This is a genomic window from Janibacter sp. GS2 (assembly GCF_051200835.1).
Classification (GTDB): Bacteria; Actinomycetota; Actinomycetes; order Actinomycetales; family Dermatophilaceae; genus Janibacter.
On sequence record NZ_CP195161.1, the window covers coordinates 1,570,277 to 1,589,439 of the forward strand.

Consider the following 19,163-nt stretch of genomic DNA (forward strand, 5'->3'; position numbering starts at 1 on the left):
GGGAGCAGCGGGCGCCAGAACACACCCTTTCGGCACCTCCCCTCCTGGTGCGCGCCTTGCACCGGGATGCGTGGCGTGCACCGGGATGCGTGGCGTGCACCAGGTGCGTGGCGTGCACCAGGTGCGTGGCGTGCACCACGGTGCGTGGCGTGGATCGTCATCCGTCGTGGCGCGTGGTGCGCACCAGGAGCGGAGGGACGGGACACCCCGAGTCGGTGCTCTCCCCGGTCCACGCACGAGCGACGCGGCCACGCGTCGTGAGCGCTCCTGCCTCCCACGGCTCCTCGCGGTGACGTCGCAGCGGCGCCGACCATGTGACCCTTGTCACCACACGGTTTGTGGGACAGGATCTGGTCATACGCCTGAGGCACCGAGACAGTCCCCCTACGGATGGAATGAGCGATGGCGCGGATCACCGTCAACGTCGACGGCATGACCTACACCCACGAAGTCGAACCCCGCACGCTCCTCGTGCACCATCTGCGCGAGGCCCTGGGAAAGACGGGCACGGTCGTGGGCTGCGACACGAGCAACTGCGGCGCGTGCACGGTGCTGCTCGACGGGGACAGCGTGAAGTCCTGCTCCGTCCTGGCGGTCCAGGCGGATGGGGCCCGGGTCGAGACGGTGGCCGGGTTGGCCGGCACGGATGGCACCTTGCATCCCGTGCAGACCGCCTTCCACGAGAACCACGGTCTGCAGTGTGGCTACTGCACCCCCGGGATGCTCATGCGCAGCGTGTGCCTGGTGCGGGAGAACCCCTCGCCGACCGAGGACGAGGTCCGAGAGGGCATCAAGGGCAACATGTGCCGCTGCACCGGGTACCAGGGCATCGTCTCCGCGATCATGGCCTACGCCGAGACCGCCCGCGACGAGGAGGCCGGCCGATGACGACGACATCCGACGCGCCTGCCACCCCGGAGAGCGAGACTCCCGAGGTCGGCCGAGCGCGACTGCGGCGCGAGGACCGCCGGGCGCTGACCGGGCAGACCCGCTGGACCGACGACATGACCCTGCCGGGCATGGTGCACCTGTCCGTGCTCCGCTCGCCGATGGCCCACGCGACGATCACCACCCTGGACACCGAGGAGGCCCGACAGGCTCCCGGGGTCGTCGGGGTGTGGACCGGCGAGGACCTGCCCGAGCAGGGGGCGATGCCCACGGCATGGACCGTCAGCGAGGACATGCAGACGCCGAAGCTCCTCCCGGTCAGCGTCGGCGAGGTCAAGCACGTCGGCGACATCGTCGCCGTCGTGGCGGCCACCTCGAAGGACGCCGCGGATGACGCCCTGGAGCTCATCGACGTCGACTACGACGACCTCCCGGTCGTCGTCGACCCCATGGCGGCGAAGGCAGAGGGCGCCCCTCTGGTCCACCCGGAGCTGGGCACCAACGTGTGCGCGACCTGGGGTCTTGACTCGGTGGCCCTCGGGACGGGCGGCGACGCACTGGAGGCCATCCGGGCCGCAGAGGCCGACCCCGACCAGGTGGTGCTGCGCCGCACCCTCAAGCAGAACCGGGTGACACCGGCCTACATCGAGCCGCGCTCCGTCGTGGTGGATCCCACCGCCGAGCAGGTGACCTTGTGGTCGGCCACGCAGGTGCCGCACATCGTGCGGATCCTCATGGCGATGACCCAACCCATCGAGGAGCACGAGCTGCGGGTGGTGGCCCCCGACGTGGGCGGTGGGTTCGGCGGCAAGCTGCAGTTCACCCGCGAGGAGGCCATGGTCCTGCTCGTCGCCCGGCGGTTGCAGGTGCCGTGCAAGTACACCGAGTCGCGCAGCGAGTCGATGCAGTCCTCGCACCACGCTCGCGACCAGGTGCAGGAGCTGACCCTGTCCGCTCGGCGCGACGGCACGATCACCGCACTGGACGTGGAGCTCACGGCGGACATGGGGGCCTATCTCGGGATCCTCACCGCCGGCATCCCCCTACTCGGGGGATTCATGTTCAACGGCATCTACCGCATCCCCGCCTACCGCTTCCACTGCACCGACGTCTTCACCAACAAGGTGATGACCGACGCCTACCGCGGTGCCGGCAAGCCCGAGGCCACCTTCGGCATCGAGCGGATGATGGACGAGCTGGCGGTCGAGCTGGACATCGACCCGATCGAGCTCCGCCGTCGCAACTGGATCGGGTCCGACGAGTTCCCCTACGCCACGATCGCCGGTCTGACCTATGACTCCGGCGACTACGACCAGGCGACCGATCGCGCCGTCGAGATGTTCGACTACACCGGGCTGCGGGAGGAGCAGCGCCGTCGCCGCGAGTCCGGCGACCCGGTGGCGCTGGGTATCGGTGTGTGCACCTTCGTCGAGCTGTCCGGCCTGGCACCCAGCAGGGTGCTCGGTGGCCTGAACTACGGGTCCGGCGGGTGGGAGCACTCGACCATCCGGATGCTGCCCACGGGCAAGGTGGAGGTCGTCGCCGGGACGACCTCGCACGGTCAGGGCCACGCCACGGCCTTCTCCCAGATCGTGGCCGACGAGCTCGGCATCCCCTTCGACGACATCATCCTCATCAGCGGCGACACCGCCTCCGCCCACAAGGGGATGGACACCTACGGCTCCCGTTCGCTCGTGGTCGGTGGCATGGCCATCGTGGGTGCGGCCCGGAAGGTGGTGGACAAGGCCAAGCCGATCGCGGCGCACCTGCTCGAGGCGGACGTCGACGACCTCGAGTTCGCCCGGGGACGGTTCTTCGTCGCAGGGACCGACGTGGGGGTGACGATCCAGGAGATCGCGCTGAGCACGTGGCTCGCGCACGACCTGCCCGACGGCGTGGAGCCGAGCCTCGACTCCGACCACACCTTCGACCCGGAGAACTTCTCCTACCCCACGGGCACCCACCTCGTCGCCGTCGAGGTGGACACCCGCACGGGCCACGTGCAGCTGCGCGACTACGTGTGCGTGCAGGACGTCGGCGTGCTGGTCAACCCGATGATCGTCGACGGACAGGTGCACGGGGGCCTGACCCAGGGCATCGCCCAGGCGCTCTTCGAGGAGATCCAGTACACCGAGGAGGGTCAGCTCACGACCGGCACCCTGGCTGACTACCTCGTGCCCGCAGCACCCGACGTGCTGCGCTACCGCACCGACACCACGGTGACCCGGGCGACCACCAACACCCTGGGGGTCAAGGCGGTGGGGGAGACCGGCACCACCGCCGCCCCGCCGGCGATCGTCAACGGCGTGCTCGACGCCCTTCGCCCGCTCGGGGTCACGGACATCACGATGCCGTGCACCCCGGTGAAGGTGTGGACGGCCCTGCAGGAGGCGGCCCACCGCACCGGGACACCCACGAGCAGCGAAGGGGGGTCGGTGCAGTCATGAGACCAGTGGACTTCGAGTACACGGCACCCACCACCGTGCAGGAGGCCGTGCAGGCACTCGTCGACGGCGACGACGACACCACGCTGCTCGGCGGCGGGCAGTCGCTGATGCCCGTGCTGCGGTTGCGCATGGCCGCTCCGAGCACGGTCATCGACCTCGGTCGGGTGCCCGAGCTGCGGCAGGTGCGCGAGGACGGCGACGACCTGGTCATCGGGGCGATGACGACGCACCACACCGTGGCGCGGGACCCGCTCGTGCTCGAGCACGCGGGCGTCCTCGCGCAGGCGGCCGGCTCGATCGGTGACCCGCAGATCCGCTACCGGGGGACGGTCGGCGGCTCCCTGGCACACGCCGACCCCGCCGGCGACATCGCGCCCGCGGTGCTCGCTCTCGAGGGCTCGATGGAGCTCACCGGGCCGAGCGGCACCCGGACGGTCCCGGCCCGGGAGTTCCTCCGGGACCAGTTCACCACCGCCCTGGCCGAGGACGAGGTGCTCACCGCGGTGCGCGTGCCCAAGCACACCGGGTGGGGGATGCACTACGAGCGGTTCTCCCAGGTGGCCCAGTCGTGGGCCATCGTCGCGGTGGCCGCGGCGGTCCGGGTCGACGCCGGCGCTCTCGCCGAGGTGCGTCTGGGGATGTCCAACATGGGCTCCACCGCGCTGCGCGCCGGCGTCGCGGAGGGCGCCCTGACCGGGCAGCCGCTGGAGGCAGCGACGCTGCAGGAGCTGGCGGCCCGCGCCGGCGAGGGCACGACGCCGACGACCGATCCTGCCGGGACCCCGGACTACCGCCGTCATCTCGCAGGGGTCCTCGCCGGGCGCGCGGTCCTCGCTGCTGCGGGGGTCACCGGTTGAGCGACGTCGGACATCAAGGAGCGGACCCGAGAGCAGGTGGACCGGATGAGTGAAGTCACGACCCATGAGATCGATCTGAACGCCGACGGTGGTGAGAGCTTCGGTCGATGGAAGCTCGGCGCCGACGAGGAGCTCGCGCCGCTGATCTCCTCGATCAACGTGGCCTGCGGGTGGCACGCCGGGGATCCGGGCACCATGGCCCGGTCGGTCGCGTTGGCCAAGCAGCACGACATCGCGCTCGGGGCGCACCCGGGCTTTCCGGACCTGACCGGCTTCGGGCGCCGCGCGATGGCCTTCTCGCCCGCCGAGGCGGCCCAGGCGGTGCTCTACCAGACCGGTGCGCTGCGGGCGCTCGCCGACCAGCAGGACGTCCCCCTTCGGCACGTCAAGCCGCACGGCAGCCTCTACGGCCTGCTGATGAAGGACGACGACGTCGCCGACGCCGTGGCCGACGCGGTCGGGGAGCTGGACTCGTCACTGACGCTGCTCCTCGAGGCCGGGGACTGCGCCGAGCGCCAGCGTGCGCGGGGGCACCGGGTGGCGGCGGAGGCCTTCGCCGACCTGGAGTACACCGACGACGGCCACATCATCATCGACCCGAGCAACCAGCGCCGGGACCCGCAGTGGTGCGCCGACCAGGCCGCGCGCGTCCTTGCCGGCAGCGTCGTCTCGGCCCAGGGCGTCGAGACGACGATCCGCGCCGACACGATCTGCCTGCACTCCGACCGGCCCGGCGCCGAGGACAACGCCCACGCCGTCGTCGAGCGGATCACCAGCGCGGGGTGGACCATCGTTCCCCTGCACGACCACCACCAGGAGGCACGATGAGTCAGCCGGTGCGGTTGCCCCCCGCGCGCTACGAGCACGGGGGAGATGAGTTCATCTTCGTCGAGATCGCGGAGGAGATGAGCATGGAGGCCAACATCAAGGCCATGCTCATCACCCAGGAGCTCGCCTCCCGGGAGATGGCGGGTCTGGTGGACATCTGCCCGTCCAATGCCTCCTACCTCGTGCGCTTCGATCCCGACGTCCTCCCGCCGAAGGACCTCATGGGCCTGCTGCAGGAGCTGGAGGGCACCTTCGACGAGGTGCCGCAGGGGTTCGCCCTGCAGACCCGGGTCGTGGACGTCCCCATCCTCTACAACGACCCGTGGACGCACGAGGCGTTGATGCGCTTCCGCGACCGGCACCAGGACCCGGAGTCCACCGACCTGGAGTACGGCGCCCGGACCAATGGCTTCAGCAGCGTCGAGGCCTTCATCGACCACCTGGCCGGGAACCCGTGGATCGTCACCATGCTCGGCTTCGTCCCCGGCCTGCCCTTCTGCTATCAGCTGGAGCCGCGGGAGCGGCAGGTGCAGGTGCCGAAGTACGTGCGTCCTCGCACCTTCACACCCGAGCGGGCCTTCGGGATCGGGGGCGCCTTCTCGGTGGTCTACCCGGTGCAGGGCGCCGGCGGGTACCAGCTCTACGGGATGTCGGCGACCCCGGTGCTCAACGTGCGCCAGGACCACCCCGACTTCGACCACTCGATCGTCTTCCCCCGCCCCGGAGACATCCTGCGGTACCGGTCGGTGGACCGCACCGAGTTCGACGAGACCCGCGCGCGGGTGGAGGACGGGAGCTTCCGCTACCGGCAGCAGGACGTGGAGTTCTCGCCCGCGGCCTTCCTGGAGGACCCGCAAGGAGTCAACGACCGGCTGCTGGAGGTGCTGTACCGATGAGTGCACAGGTGAATGTCGTCTCCGGTGGGCTCTCCACCACCGTCCAGGACCTGGGTCGCACGGGGCGCTACGCGATCGGGATGCCGCCCTCCGGGGCGATGGACCAGTTCTCCTTCCGGGTGGCCAACATGCTCGTCGGCAACCCGGAGGGGTTGGCCGCGCTGGAGGCGACCTACATCGGCCCCTCGCTCGAGTTCACGGACGAGCGGGTGGTCGCCGTGACCGGTGGCGACGCCGCGGTGACGCTCAACGGCGACCCGCTGGCGATGTGGAGCGGGACGCGGGTCGGGCCCGGCGACGTGCTGGCCTTCGGGATGATCACCAGCGGCGCCCGCCCCTACATCGCGATCTCCGGCGGGGTCGATGTCCCGCAGTACCTCGGCTCCCGGTCCACCTACACCCTCATCGGGCTCGGTGGGCACGAAGGGCGCACTCTCGCCGACGGGGACGTCCTCCCGTTGGGGGAGGGGCCCGTGCCGGCCGGCGGGGCCACGGTCCCCAGCGGTCTGGTGCCGCAGTTCTCCTCCGACATCGAGGTCCGCGCCGTCGTCGGGTTGTGCGCCTACCGGCTGACCGAGGCGGCGCTGGAGTCCTGCCTCAGCACGCCCTGGCGGATCACCAAGGACGCCGACCGCGTCGGGTACCGGCTGCGGGGCGGGACCTTGGACTTCGTCGAGCGCGAGCAGCCCTTCGGCGCGGGGAGCGACGCGGCCAATGTCGTCGACCTCGGCTACCCCCTGGGCTCGATCCAGGTGCCCGGTGGCGACGAGCCGATCGTGCTGCTCGGGGACGCCGTGACCGGTGGCGGCTACGTCACCATCGCGACCGTCGTGTCGGTCGACCGGGACCTGTTCGGCCAGGCCAAGACCGGCGACACCGTCCGGTTCCGGGACGTCGGCATCGACGAGGCCCTCGCCGCCCGCGCCGAGAACACCCACCATCTCGAGCGGATCCGCTCCGCCCTCGGCTGAGCGGATCCCACCCACCACCGTCCCGATTTCGAAAGGAACCACCATGCCCACCATCCCCTCCCCGCTCCCCGGCGTCTTCTACCGCCGCCCCTCGCCGGACAAGCCCGAGTACGTCAGCGTCGGTGACGAGGTCACCGAGGGACAGACCATCGGCCTGATCGAGGTCATGAAGAACTTCACCGAGTTCAAGGCCACCGCTGCCGGCACGGTGAAGGAGTTCCTCATCGAGGACGAGGCCGAGGTGTCCGTCGGCCAGGACGTCGCGGTCCTGGAGTGAGCGCGACAACCACTCCACGGGTCCTCGTCGCCAACCGGGGCGAGATCGCGGTGCGGATCATCCGTGCCGCACACACCCTCGGCTGGGAGGCGGTGGCGGTCTACTCGGACGCGGACGCCGAGGCCCGCTGGGTCACGCTCGCCGACGAGGCGGTGCACATCGGTCCGGCACCGGCCCGCCGCTCCTACCTGGACATCGACGCGATCCTGCAGGCGGCGAAGGACTCCGGCAGCACCTACGTCCACCCCGGGTACGGTTTCCTGTCCGAGCGCCCCGAGTTCGCCCGCAGGGTGAGCGAGGCCGGGCTGACCTTCGTCGGGCCGTCCGCCGAGGTGATCGAGTCCATGGGGGACAAGGCCCTGGCCCGGCAGACCGCGGAGCGGGCCGGGGTACCGGTCGTCCCCGGGTCGGGCGTCCTCGAGGACGCGTCGCAGGCTCGCGCCGCCGCCGAGGAGCTCGGATTCCCGGTCCTGGTCAAGGCGGCGTCCGGCGGTGGCGGTCGCGGCATCCGTGTCGTGGCATCGCCCGCCGAGCTGGACGACGCGGTCGGGACCGCGCAGGCCGAGGCGAGCTCGGCCTTCGGCGACGGGTCGGTGTACCTGGAGCGATCGATCGTCGGAGCCCGGCACATCGAGGTCCAGGTCCTGGCAGATGCCGAAGGGAGTGCCCTGCACCTCTTCGAACGCGACTGCTCGGTGCAGCGCCGCCGGCAGAAGCTGGTGGAGGAGGCGCCGGCACCCGGGCTCTCCCCGTCGCTGCGGGAGGAGATCACCACGGCCGCGGTGCGCCTGACCGCTGCCGTCGGCTACCGGGGCGCGGGCACGGTGGAGTTCCTCGTCGAGGGCGAGCGCTTCTACTTCATCGAGATGAACACCCGGATCCAGGTCGAGCACCCCATCACCGAGATGGTCACCGGCGTGGACCTCGTCGCGGAGCAGCTGCGGATCGCCGCGGGCGAGCCGGTGTCCGTGACGCAGGAGGAGATCACCCTGCGCGGGGTGGCGATGGAGTTCCGGATCAACGCGGAGGACCCCGACCAGGACTTCTTCCCCTCACCCGGGGAGATCACCCGCTTCGACCCACCCAATGGCCCGGGGGTGCGCGTGGACTCCGGCTTCGTCGCCGGAGGAGCGATCGCGCCCTACTACGACTCCTTGCTGGCCAAGGTGATCGTGCACGGCCGGGATCGCGCCGAGGCGATGGCCCGCGCCACCCAGGCCCTGACCGAGCTCACCGTCGACGGGGTGACCACCACCCGCGGACTCCACCTCGCGCTGCTGCAGGAACCCGACCTGCGGGAGGGCGCGGTCTCCACGACGTGGTTCGAGGAGCGGGAGCAGTCTCCGGAGCCGTCCGAGAGCAGCGGTACGTAGCCCCCGGTCGCCCGGGAGACGACGAAGGGGGTCACGCGCGCGGCGTGGCCCCCTTCGTCCTGCCCCCGCGTCAGGCGGACGGCGCGTGGATCTCCCGCTTGAGGATCTTGCCGGTCGGGCCCTTGGGGAGCTCGTCGAGCACCCACACGGTCCGCGGGTACTTGTAGGACGCGATCCGGTCCTTGACGTACTGCCGGATCTCGTCGACGTCCCCGGCAGCGCCCTCGCGCAGCGAGACCGCGGCGCCGACGTCCTCGCCCATCTCGGGGTGCGGCACACCGACGACGGCGCACTCGAGCACGTCCGGGTGCGTGTAGAGCACCTCCTCGACCTCGCGCGGGTAGATGTTCATCCCGCCGCGGATGATGAGGTCCTTCTTGCGGTCGACGATCGTGTAGAAGCCGTCGTCGTCGACGCTGGCGATGTCACCGCTGCGGAACCAGCCGTCGGGGATGGCCGTGGCCGTCGCCTCGGGCTTGTTCCAGTAGCCCTTCATGATGTTGTCGCCGCGGATGGCGATCTCGCCGACGCCCGCGCCGGCAGCGACGTCCTCGCCGTCCTCGCCGATGAGCTTCATCTCGCAGCCGGGGATGGCCCGCCCGATGGTGCCCGGCTTGCTCGGCTGGTCGAGCATGTTGAAGGAGGCCACGGGGGAGGTCTCCGAGAGACCGTACCCCTCGAGCAGACGCACCTTGAAGGTCTCCTCGAACTCGGTGAGGGTCTGCTCCGGCAGGGACGACCCCCCGCTGACGCAGGTGCGCAGGCTCGAGGTGTCGGTGCTCGTGACGTCGGGGTGGTGGAGCATCGCCCCGTACATCGTCGGCACGCCCTCGAAGACCGTCACGTGGTCCCGGGCGATGACCTCCAGCGCCTTCCCGGGGTCGAACCGGGGGATGAGTGTCAGGCACGCACCGGTGCGCACCGCGGTGTTCAACCCGCAGGTCAGGCCGAAGACGTGGAAGAGGGGCAGGCAGCCCATGATCACGTCATCGCTCCGGATCCCGATGATGTCCTCGGCGGAGCGCTTGGCGTTGAGGTCGAGGTTGTCGTGGGTCAGCTCGGCACCCTTGGGCCGCCCGGTGGTGCCGGAGGTGTAGAGGATGACGGCGGTGTCGTTGCCGTCCCGCTCCACGGGCGCGCCGATCGCCTCCCCGGCCGGCAGGTCCTCCTCGCTCGGGCCGACGGGGCCCGAGGCGATGACCGTGGTCTCGGTACCCTCGGCGCCGCCCCGGGCCTCGGCGAGGAAGTCACCCCAGGCGAAGGAGAACTTGGCGCCGGAGTCGGTGTAGAAGTACTCGATCTCCTGCGCCTTGAGCAGCGGGTTCATCGGCACGACGATGCCGCCGGCCAGCAGCGTGCCGTAGAAGAGGACGGGGAAGGCCGGCACGTTCGGCAGGATGAGCGAGACCCGGTCGCCGGTCTGCAGGCCGGCAGCGCGCAGGGCGCCGGCGGCCTTGGCGGCCAGTCCGTGCAGCTGCTGCCAGGTCAGCTCGGCGTCGTCGAGCTTGATGGCCACCTTGTCGGGGTGGGCCAGGGCGGTCGCGACGAGGTTGCTCGCGAGATTGGTCATCTGTGACTCCTGTGGTGCCGAGGGTGATTGCCCCCATCTTCTACTGCCGTTGCCCTCGAGGGAAGGGGTGAGCGGTGTCGGTCCCCTACGGCAGGATGGGGTCGTGAGCCAGATCCCCGAGACCGACGAGTCCGCGGCCGGCGTGACGCCGGAGACCCCGGCGGACGTTCCCGACGAGTTGCGTGCCGAGTGGACGCAGCTGGCCGACCGGGCCACGGCCGCCCAGTTCGCCTACCACGTCAAGGACGCGCCGACGATCAGCGATGGCGAGTACGACGGGCTCATCGCCCGGCTGCGCGAGCTCGAGGAGGCGCACCCCTCCCTGCGGACGCCGGAGTCGCCGACGCAGACCGTGGGTGGTGCGATCTTCTCCACCGACTTCACCGCCGTCGACCACCTCGAGCGCATGCTCAGCCTGGACAATGCCTTCGATGGCGACGAGCTCGTCGACTGGGCGGCCCGGGTCGAGCGCGAGGTCAGCGGCTTCCACTACCTGTGCGAGCTGAAGATCGATGGTCTCGCCGTCAACCTCCTCTACGAGGAGGGCAGGCTCACCCGGGCCCTCACCCGGGGGGACGGCCGTACCGGTGAGGACGTGACGATGAATGTCCGCGCGGTCGAGGGCATCCCGACCCACCTCGACGACAGCGAGCACCCGGTGCCCGACCTCGTCGAGGTCCGTGGGGAGGTCTTCTTCCGCCTCGAGGACTTCGCCGAGCTCAACGCCGGCCTCGTCGAGGCGGGGCGGGCCCCCTTCGCCAACCCGCGCAACTCCGCCGCAGGATCGCTGCGGCAGAAGGATCCTCGCGTCACCGCCCGCCGCCCGCTGCACATGATCGTCCACGGGACGGGGCGGCGTGAGGGCTTCGACGTCGACAGCCAGAGCCATGCCTACGAGCTCATGGCCGCGTGGGGCCTGCCGACGTCCCCGCACTACCGGGTCCTCGACTCGGTGACCGCGGTGCGCCGCTTCATCACCGAGGTGGAGAAGCAGCGCCACGACTACGACCACGAGATCGACGGCGTCGTCGTCAAGGTCGACGAGATCGCGGTGCAGCGCCGGCTCGGCACGACCTCGCGGGCGCCCCGGTGGGCCATCGCGTGGAAGTACCCGCCAGAAGAGGTCAACACGACGCTGCGCGACATCCAGGTCAACGTCGGGCGCACCGGCCGGGTCACCCCCTTCGGGATCATGGAGCCGGTGACCGTCGCCGGCTCGACGGTCTCCCTCGCCACGCTGCACAACGCCCACGAGGTCAAGCGCAAGGGGGTGCTCATCGGCGACACCATCGTCCTGCGCAAGGCCGGCGACGTCATCCCGGAGATCCTCGGCCCGGTCGTCGACCTGCGGGACGGGAGCGAGCGGGAGTTCGTCATGCCCACGCACTGCCCGGCCTGCGGCACCGAGCTCGCTCCGCAGAAGGAGGGGGAGAAGGACATCCGCTGCCCCAACTCACGCACCTGCCCGAGCCAGCTGCGCGAGCGGCTCTCCTCGCTCGCGGGTCGAGGGGCCTTCGACATCGAGGCCCTGGGCTGGGAGGGCGCCGTCGGGCTGCTCGACTCCGGGGTGCTCACCGATGAGTCGACGCTCTTCGCGCTCACGGCGCAGGACATCGCGACGGTCCCGCTCTTCACCCGCGCGGCGAAGAAGGGCGACCCGCAGGAGTCCGTGCACAACGGGCGGGTGCTCTCGGCGAACGGCGCCAAGCTCGTGGCGAACCTGCAGCAGGCCAAGCAGCAACCCCTGTGGCGGGTGCTCGTCGCGCTCTCGATCCGGCACGTGGGTCCGACGGCGGCGCGGGCCCTGGCCCAGCACTTCGGCTCGATGACGGCGATCCGCGAGGCCGACGAGGAGCAGCTCGCCGACGTCGAGGGGGTCGGGCCGACGATCGCCGCAGCCGTGCGGGAGTGGTTCGACGGCGAGGACAACGAGTGGCACCGGCAGATCGTCGAGCGGTGGGCCGCCGACGGGGTGCGCATGGAGGACGAGCGCGATCCGTCGATGGCCCAGACCCTCGAGGGCGTCACCGTCGTCGTCACCGGGTCGCTCGAGCGCTACTCCCGCGACAGCGCCAAGGAGGCGATCCTCGAGCGTGGCGGCAAGGCCTCCGGCTCGGTGAGCAAGAAGACCGACTGGGTCGTCGTCGGTGACAACGCCGGCACCAAGGAGGCCAAGGCCCGCGACCTCGGCCGCCCGATCCTCACCGAGGAGGAGTTCACCGAGCTCCTCGAGACCGGGACCGTGGCGCGCTTCGCGTCCGCCGAGGAGGACGACGCCAGCGGGGACGAGGGGGAGGCGTGAGCGAGGGGATCGATCGGGCCACGGCCCAGTGGTACGTCGACACCGCGCTGGCCCGGTTGTTGGCCCGGGCCGACGACCTCGTGGACGACGGGGGAGACGAGCTCCTGTGCCGCCGGCCGGACCTCGAAGGGGCCAACAGCGTCTTCGCGATCATCACCCACTGCTGCGGGGTGATGGAGCACTGGGGCGGCGAGGTCATCGCCGGCCGCTCGACCTCCCGTGACCGGGCGGGGGAGTTCACCGCCGCCGGCACCATCGACCAGCTCGAGGAGCGCGTTGCTGCGCAGCGTCGCCGCTGGGTCGAGGACTTGAGCGCCTTCGAGGCCGAGCAGGTGCCGCGCGGGCCGGTGGAGCGTGACGAGGGCGACCCGCAGACCATCACCCAGGGCTTCGTCGTCCTGCACGTCATCGAGGAGCTCTTCCAGCACCTGGGTCACGTCGACCTCACCGTCGACCTGCTGCGGGGACGCTGACGCGCGAGTCACAGGTTTCTCGGGTCACCCGGAAAACCTCGCCTTCGCAAGAGTTTCAAACCCTTGCGAAGGCGAGGTTGGTCATGCAGAGCAGGCTGCGGTCGGGGCCCTTCAGGCGAGGGCGGTGACTGCGGCGTCGTAGTCCGGCTCCTGGGTGATGTCGGGGACGAGCTCGGTGTGGATGACCGTGCCGTCGGCGTCGAGGACGACGACCGCGCGGGCGAGCAGACCAGTCATCGGGCCGTCGGTCATCGTCACGCCGTAGTCCTCACCGAAGGAGGAGCGGAAGGCGGACCCGACCTTCGCGTTCTCGATGCCCTCTGCGCCGCAGAAGCGGGCCTGGGCGAAGGGGAGGTCCTTCGAGACGTTGACGACGGTGGTGTTGTCCAGGGTGTCGGCGAGCTCGTTGAACTTGCGCACGCTCGTGGCGCAGACGCCGGTGTCGATGCTCGGGAAGATGTTGAGGACGACGCGACCGGAGACATCGGCGTTCGTCAGGGCGGACAGGCCGTCGCCGACGAGGTCGAAGCCCGGGGCGCTCGCGCCGGTGGCGGGGAGGTCGCCGGCGGTGTTGACGGGTGTGCCCTTGAGTGCAGTGGTAGCCATACCCCATGCCTACACCCTGCGACCCGGTGAGTCACGATCGGTTCGCGGTGTGAGCGTGCGCCGGTCCTCAGGAGAGGAGCGCGGAGATCCCGAAGCCGATGGGCACGAGGACGAGCGCTGAGGCACCCATCGCGGCCATGACGAGCGCCCCCTTCGTCTCGGCGTCGAGGGTGGTGCGCCAGCCGGCCCGCGTGAGGATGTCCGCGACCGGTGCGTTGATCTCGGCGGTCGAGAACTCGTAGTCGACCCGCTTCGTGAAGCCGTCGAGACCCAGGCCGTACTCGAGCCGCCTCGTGTACCCCAGCTGCCGCCCCGACTGCACGGCCACCTGGGCGCCGATCCGTCGGGTCGTGGCGTGACCCTCGACGCGGCGCGACTCGTCGGTGCGCCTGATGACCCCCGGGGTGCCGGTCGGCGTGAACCGCGCGACGAAGGCGTGCTCGAGGTGATGCAGGCTCGCGACGTGCTGCCACCGGGCGTCGGCGAGGTCGGCGTGCACGAGGATCGAGTGGCCGTTGCTCCGGACGACGTAGGGGGTCGTGTCGAAGGCCTCGGCGAGAGCCGGCGCGAGCCACGCGTACGGCCAGGGGTGCTTGCGGTCCGTCGCCGGTGGAGGGGGGGTGGGCGGCGCCGTGACCACGTGGTGCTCCCCGGCGGCGAGGTCCGGCCTGGTCTCGCGAAGGAACCCGATGAGGCCCAGGACCGTCGTCACGACCGCGATGCCCCACACGACGCCCCAGAGGATCGCCGCCCACAGGGGGGCGACCCGACCGAGGAGGAGCAGCCCGAGGACGAGCGCCGCGGAGAAGGCGATGATCCCTGCGACGAACATCAGGGACTTGCTGCGGCGACTGATCATCCGGGCAGTGGTCCCGGGGCCGGGACGTTCGCCGCGTGACCGTGGTCGCGCAGCCGGGCACGCAGCCGCTCGGCTGCCTCGTCGAAGCGCTCGTCCGAGACGTCCGTCAGCGTGTCGTGCGGGTCGAAGTCCTCGGGGGAGCAGGCGGGCCACACGTGCACGTGCAGGTGCGGCACGAGCAGGCCCTCGAGGAGCATCCCGACCCGCACGGCCTCCCACTCGGCCTGCTGCGCGCGGCCGATGACGAGCGCGACGCGCTGCAGGTGGACCCACGTCTCCTCGTCGGCGTCGGTCCACTGCTCGATCTCGGCACGCGGGACGACCATCGCGTGCCCGTCGGTCACCGGCTCGATGGTCAGGAAGGCGACGCAGGTCTCGTCGGACCAGACGAAGCGTCCGGGGATGTCGCCGTTGATGATCTGGGTGAAGAGGCTGGCCATGCCACCACGATAGGGGCGGTGTCCTCCCTTCGCTCCTATGCTGGAGCCATGCCCCAGCTCACCACGGACGTGCACGCCCCGACCCTCCCGGGCGAAGGGGGCACCGCCGGTGAGTGACTCCCTTCGCCTGGCGGGGGCCCAGTGGACGGCCACCGGTGACCCGCGAGAGAACCTGCACCGCATCGACGAGCTCACCGCCCGCGCCGCGGAGCGCGGCGCCCGGCTCGTGGTCCATCCCGAGGCCGCGATGGCCTCCTTCGCCGGCCGGCTCGACACCGTCGCCGAACCCCTCGACGGACCCTTCGCCGAGGGGGTGCGGGCGCTCGCGCAGCGCCACGGCGTGACGGTCGTCGTGGGGATGTTCACCCCGGCCGACGAGGTCACGACCGCGGACGGCAGGAACCGCTCCCGGGTGCACAACACCCTGCTCGTCACCGGCCCCGGCACGGAGGAGACGACGTACCGCAAGATCCACCTCTACGACGCCTTCGGCACCCGCGAGTCCGACACCGTCGCGCCCGGTGACGAGGTGCGCACCGTGCGTGTCGACGGCTGGGACGTCGGCCTCGCCACCTGCTACGACGTGCGCTTCGGCGACCAGTTCACCCGGCTCGGGCGGTCCGGGGTCGACCTCGTCGTCCTGCCGGCCTCCTGGGGCGACGGTCCGGGCAAGGCCTCCCAGTGGGACCTGCTCACCCGCGCCCGGGCCCACGACGCGCAGGCCTGGCTGCTCGCCGTCGGGCAGGCGTGGACGCGCGACTCGGTCAACGGACCGTTCGGCATCGGAGGGTCCCTCCTCGCGGATGCGACCGGAGAGATCCGCGCCCGCCTCGGCGGCGCCGAGGACCTGCTCGTGGCCGACATCGACCGGGAGAGCGTCGAGCGCACCCGCGCATCCGTGCCGATCCTCCGGTCCTGACGTCGACGCCCGCGGGGCCTCCTAGACTGTCCCGCATGGCTGACCTCTCCCGCGACGACGTGGCGCACCTGGCCTCGTTGGCCCGCATCGACCTGTCCGATGCCGAGCTCGACCGCATGGTCGGCGAGCTCGGGCACATCATCACCTCCGTCGAGGCCGTGCAACAGGCCCCGATCGAGGGGGTCGAGCCGATGAGCCACCCGATGCCGATCGTCAACGTCACCCGCCCGGACGAGGTGCGCCCGTCGCTGACGCCGCAGGAGGCCCTGTCCGGGGCCCCCGCCTCCGAGGTGCAGCGCTTCGCCGTGCCGCGCATCCTCTCCGAAGACTGATCCGTTCCGACCCGCCCTGCGAAGGACCCCACGTGAGCGACCCCACCCGCATGACCGCTGCCGCGCTCGCCGACGCGCTGGCGGCCGGAGACCTCTCCGCCGAGCAGATCACCCGCGCCCACCTCGATCGGATCGAGGGCGTCGACGAGCAGGTCGGCGCCTACCTGCACGTCTCGGGCGAGTCCGCCCTGGCGCAGGCCCGTGACGTCGACGAGCGCCGGGCGAAGGGGGAGTCGCTGCACCGCCTCGCGGGCGTCCCCATCGCCGTCAAGGACGTCATGACGACCACCGGCATGCCCACGACCGCCGGGTCGAAGATCCTGCAGGGCTGGATCCCGCCCTATGACGCGACTGTCGTCGCCAAGATCAAGGCGGCCGGTCTGCCGATCCTCGGCAAGACCAACATGGACGAGTTCGCGATGGGCTCCTCGACCGAGCACTCCGCCTACGGCCTGACCCGCAACCCCTGGGACCTCGAGCGCATCCCCGGCGGCTCCGGCGGTGGCTCCAGTGCCGTCGTCTCCTCCTGGCAGGCGCCGCTGGCCACCGGAACCGACACCGGCGGCTCGATCCGCCAGCCCGCCGCGGTCACCGGCTCGGTCGGGGTCAAGCCGACCTACGGGGCGATGTCCCGCTCCGGCCTCGTCGCGATGGCCTCCTCGCTCGACCAGGCCGGACCCTGCGCCCGCACCGTCCTCGACACGGCGCTGCTGCACGAGGTCATGGCCGGGCACGACCCGCTCGACTCCACCTCCATCGACCAGCCGGTCCCGGACGTCGTCGGCGCCGCCCGGCGCGCGGACGTCGCCGGGATGCGGATCGGCATCGTCACGGAGCTCACCGGCGAGGGCTTCGCGCCCCAGGTGCAGGCCCGCTTCGACGAGGCGGTCCAGCACCTCGTGGACGCCGGCGCGGAGGTCGTCGAGGTCTCCTGCCCGAACTTCGTCTACGCCCTCGGGGCGTACTACCTGATCATGCCGAGCGAGGCGAGCAGCAACCTCGCCCGCTTCGACGCGATGCGCTACGGACTGCGGGTCCCACCGGAGGGTGTGGATGCCCCGAGCGCCGAGCAGGTCATGGCCGCCAGCCGTGACGCGGGCTTCGGTGACGAGGTCAAGCGCCGCATCATCCTGGGCACCTACGCCCTCTCCTCGGGCTACTTCGATGCCTACTACGGCAGCGCGCAGAAGGTGCGTCGCCTCATCGCGGACGACTTCGCGAGGGCCTTCGGGGTCGCCGACGTCCTCGTGTCCCCGACCGCCCCGACGACGGCCTTTCGATTCGGTGAGAAGACCGACGACCCGATGGCCATGTACCGCGGTGACATCGCGACCATCCCCGCCAACCTCGCCGGTGTCCCCGGGATGTCGTTGCCGAGTGGCCTCGCCGAGGACGGCCTGCCCGCCGGCTTCCAGATCCTCGCCCCCGCGATGGCCGATGACCGCCTCTACACCGTGGGCGCTGCCCTCGAGCAGCGCCTCGTCTCCGCCTGGGGCGGGCACCTGCTCGAGCAGGCCCCCGAGCTGACGATGACGAAGGGAGCCTGAGACATGGCGACGACCACGACCGACGAGGTCCTCGGCTACGACGAGGCGCTCTCGACCTTCGACCCGGTGATGGGCCTCGAGGTGCACGTCGAGCTCGGGACCAACACCAAGATGTTCTGTGGCTGCGCCACGGGCTTCGGCGCGGAGCCCAACACCCAGGTCTGCCCCGTGTGCCTCGGCCTGCCCGGCGCCCTGCCGGTCGTCAACGCGGTCGGCGTCGAGTCGGCGATCCGGATCGGGCTGGCGCTCAACTGCGACATCGCGCCGTGGTGCCGCTTCGCCCGGAAGAACTACTTCTACCCGGACATGCCGAAGAACTTCCAGACGAGCCAGTACGACGAGCCGATCGCCTTCGACGGCTACCTCGACGTCGAGATCCCGACCCGCTCGGGTGAGGGCACCGAGGTCTTCCGCGTCGAGATCGAGCGCGCCCACATGGAGGAGGACACCGGCAAGAGCATGCACATCGGTGGCTCCACCGGCCGCATCCAGGGGGCCGAGTACTCGCTCGTCGACTTCAACCGAGCCGGCATCCCGCTCATCGAGATCGTCACCCGACCCATCGTCGGCGCCGGCGACCGTGCCCCCGAGGTCGCGAAGGCCTACGTGGCGGCACTGCGCGATCTGCTGCGGGCACTCGACGTCTCCGACGTGAAGATGGAGCAGGGCTCGATGCGCTGCGACGTCAACCTGTCCCTGCGCGCCAGGGCGGGCGACGACGCCGCTGCGCCCGAGCAGCTCGAGGTCCCGCTCGGCACCCGCTCCGAGACGAAGAACGTCAACAGCCTGCGCAGCGTGGAGCGCGCGGTGCGCTACGAGGTCTGCCGCCACGCGGCGGTGCTCACCTCCGGCGGGTCGATCCTGCAGGAGACCCGGCACTGGCACGAGGACACCGGCATCACCACGAGCGGCCGCGAGAAGTCGGACGCCGAGGACTACCGCTACTTCCCCGAGCCGGACCTCGTGCCCGTCGCCCCGAGCCGTGAGTGGGTCGAGCAGCTGCGTGCCACCCTGCCCGAGCCGCCGGCCGATCGCCGCAAGCGGCTGCAGGGGGAGTGGGGCTACTCCGACCTCGAGATGCGGGATGTCCTCAACGCCGGCGCCACGGAGCTCATCGAGGCCACGGTTGCCGAGGGCGCCTCGCCGCAGTCCGCGCGCAAGTGGTGGCTCGCGGAGCCCTCGCGGCGGGCCAACACCGCCGGGGTGGACCTGACCACCTACGCCGAGCAGGTGGGGGTGACCCCGGCCCACGTCGCCGAGCTCGAGTCGATGGTCGGCGCGGGCCGGCTCAACGACACGATGGCCCGCCAGGTGCTCGAGGGCGTCCTCGACGGCGAGGGCGGCCCGACCGCTGTCGCGGACGCGCGCGGTCTGGAGCTCGTCCAGGACGACGGCGCGCTCGAGGCGGCCGTCGACACGGTCATCGAGGCCAACCCCGACGTCGCCGAGAAGATCCGTGGCGGCAAGGTCCAGGCCGCCGGCGCGCTCATCGGTCAGGTGATGAAGGAGATGCAGGGCCAGGCCGACGCCGGCCGCGCCCGCTCGCTCATCCTCGCCAAGCTCGGCGTCGAGGGCTGA

At 71.1% G+C, this 19,163-nt stretch carries 18 protein-coding genes; 14 read left to right on the forward strand and 4 right to left on the reverse strand.

Annotated elements, in window-relative coordinates; genetic code table 11:
- Positions 1–402 precede the first annotated feature (402 nt).
- The 8 genes from ACR9E9_RS07690 to ACR9E9_RS07725 are packed head-to-tail and all read left to right on the forward strand — an operon-like array spanning position 403 to position 8,537.
- Positions 403–888 carry a (2Fe-2S)-binding protein gene (locus tag ACR9E9_RS07690; RefSeq protein ID WP_435203296.1) on the forward strand — a complete coding sequence of 162 codons (486 nt, stop codon included), beginning with the start codon at positions 403–405 and terminating at the stop codon, positions 886–888.
- Entirely contained in the window at positions 885–3,335 is a 2,451-nt protein-coding gene (locus ACR9E9_RS07695; protein WP_435203298.1) for a xanthine dehydrogenase family protein molybdopterin-binding subunit, read from the forward strand. The genes ACR9E9_RS07690 and ACR9E9_RS07695 overlap by 4 nt, the downstream gene beginning before the upstream one ends.
- Positions 3,332–4,192 carry an FAD binding domain-containing protein gene (locus tag ACR9E9_RS07700; protein ID WP_435203300.1) on the forward strand — a complete coding sequence of 287 codons (861 nt, stop codon included), beginning with the start codon at positions 3,332–3,334 and terminating at the stop codon, positions 4,190–4,192. Before ACR9E9_RS07695 ends, ACR9E9_RS07700 begins: the two co-directional genes overlap by 4 nt.
- Before the next feature lie 45 nt (positions 4,193–4,237).
- Entirely contained in the window at positions 4,238–5,020 is a 783-nt protein-coding gene (locus ACR9E9_RS07705) for a LamB/YcsF family protein (RefSeq protein ID WP_435203302.1), read from the forward strand.
- The gene (locus tag ACR9E9_RS07710; protein ID WP_435203304.1) at positions 5,017–5,916 is read left to right on the forward strand and encodes a 5-oxoprolinase subunit B family protein; all 900 of its coding nucleotides are present in this window, start codon (positions 5,017–5,019) and stop codon (positions 5,914–5,916) included. The genes ACR9E9_RS07705 and ACR9E9_RS07710 overlap by 4 nt, the downstream gene beginning before the upstream one ends.
- Positions 5,913–6,887, forward strand: a complete 975-nt coding sequence (locus ACR9E9_RS07715) for a biotin-dependent carboxyltransferase family protein (RefSeq protein WP_435203306.1) — start codon at positions 5,913–5,915, stop codon at positions 6,885–6,887. Before ACR9E9_RS07710 ends, ACR9E9_RS07715 begins: the two co-directional genes overlap by 4 nt.
- A 43-nt stretch (positions 6,888–6,930) precedes the next feature.
- Positions 6,931–7,164, forward strand: a complete 234-nt coding sequence (locus ACR9E9_RS07720; RefSeq protein WP_435203308.1) for an acetyl-CoA carboxylase — start codon at positions 6,931–6,933, stop codon at positions 7,162–7,164.
- Positions 7,161–8,537, forward strand: coding sequence for an acetyl-CoA carboxylase biotin carboxylase subunit (locus ACR9E9_RS07725; protein WP_435203310.1), 1,377 nt, complete (start codon positions 7,161–7,163; stop codon positions 8,535–8,537). The genes ACR9E9_RS07720 and ACR9E9_RS07725 overlap by 4 nt, the downstream gene beginning before the upstream one ends.
- A 70-nt stretch (positions 8,538–8,607) precedes the next feature.
- Here the strand turns inward: ACR9E9_RS07725 and ACR9E9_RS07730 are convergent, their stop codons facing one another.
- Positions 8,608–10,107: a long-chain-fatty-acid--CoA ligase gene (locus tag ACR9E9_RS07730; RefSeq protein ID WP_435203312.1), complete on the reverse strand. Its 1,500-nt coding sequence runs from the start codon at positions 10,105–10,107 to the stop codon at positions 8,608–8,610.
- A gap of 103 nt (positions 10,108–10,210) precedes the next feature.
- On the opposite strand from ACR9E9_RS07730, the gene ligA reads away from it, so the two are divergent.
- Both ligA and ACR9E9_RS07740 read left to right on the forward strand, forming a co-directional pair.
- Positions 10,211–12,409: an NAD-dependent DNA ligase LigA gene (gene ligA / locus ACR9E9_RS07735; RefSeq protein WP_435203314.1), complete on the forward strand. Its 2,199-nt coding sequence runs from the start codon at positions 10,211–10,213 to the stop codon at positions 12,407–12,409.
- Positions 12,406–12,882 (forward strand): DUF664 domain-containing protein, encoded by a 477-nt coding sequence (locus ACR9E9_RS07740; protein WP_435203316.1) that lies wholly within the window; start codon positions 12,406–12,408, stop codon positions 12,880–12,882. The genes ligA and ACR9E9_RS07740 overlap by 4 nt, the downstream gene beginning before the upstream one ends.
- Positions 12,883–12,993: 111 nt before the next feature.
- Here ACR9E9_RS07740 and tpx read toward each other — a convergent pair whose 3' ends face one another.
- From tpx to ACR9E9_RS07755, 3 genes are all read right to left on the reverse strand, one after another.
- A complete protein-coding gene (tpx, locus tag ACR9E9_RS07745) occupies positions 12,994–13,488 on the reverse strand; it encodes a thiol peroxidase (RefSeq protein WP_435203318.1) in 495 nt (164 codons plus the stop codon).
- 67 nt (positions 13,489–13,555) lie between these two features.
- Entirely contained in the window at positions 13,556–14,347 is a 792-nt protein-coding gene (locus ACR9E9_RS07750; RefSeq protein ID WP_435203320.1) for a hypothetical protein, read from the reverse strand.
- A complete protein-coding gene (locus ACR9E9_RS07755; protein WP_435203322.1) occupies positions 14,344–14,787 on the reverse strand; it encodes an HIT family protein in 444 nt (147 codons plus the stop codon). The genes ACR9E9_RS07750 and ACR9E9_RS07755 overlap by 4 nt, the downstream gene beginning before the upstream one ends.
- A gap of 109 nt (positions 14,788–14,896) precedes the next feature.
- Here ACR9E9_RS07755 and ACR9E9_RS07760 point away from each other — a divergent pair, with 109 nt between their 5' ends.
- From ACR9E9_RS07760 to gatB, 4 genes are read left to right on the forward strand one after another with little or no spacing between them, the layout of a single operon-like run.
- Entirely contained in the window at positions 14,897–15,706 is an 810-nt protein-coding gene (locus ACR9E9_RS07760) for a carbon-nitrogen hydrolase family protein (RefSeq protein ID WP_435203324.1), read from the forward strand.
- Positions 15,707–15,741: 35 nt separating this feature from the next.
- Positions 15,742–16,038, forward strand: coding sequence for an Asp-tRNA(Asn)/Glu-tRNA(Gln) amidotransferase subunit GatC (gene gatC, locus ACR9E9_RS07765; protein WP_435203326.1), 297 nt, complete (start codon positions 15,742–15,744; stop codon positions 16,036–16,038).
- A 32-nt stretch (positions 16,039–16,070) separates the two neighbouring features.
- Positions 16,071–17,585: an Asp-tRNA(Asn)/Glu-tRNA(Gln) amidotransferase subunit GatA gene (gene gatA, locus ACR9E9_RS07770; RefSeq protein WP_435203328.1), complete on the forward strand. Its 1,515-nt coding sequence runs from the start codon at positions 16,071–16,073 to the stop codon at positions 17,583–17,585.
- 3 nt (positions 17,586–17,588) lie between these two features.
- Complete coding sequence (gene gatB, locus ACR9E9_RS07775) at positions 17,589–19,163, forward strand: Asp-tRNA(Asn)/Glu-tRNA(Gln) amidotransferase subunit GatB (RefSeq protein WP_435203330.1); 1,575 nt, start codon at positions 17,589–17,591, stop codon at positions 19,161–19,163.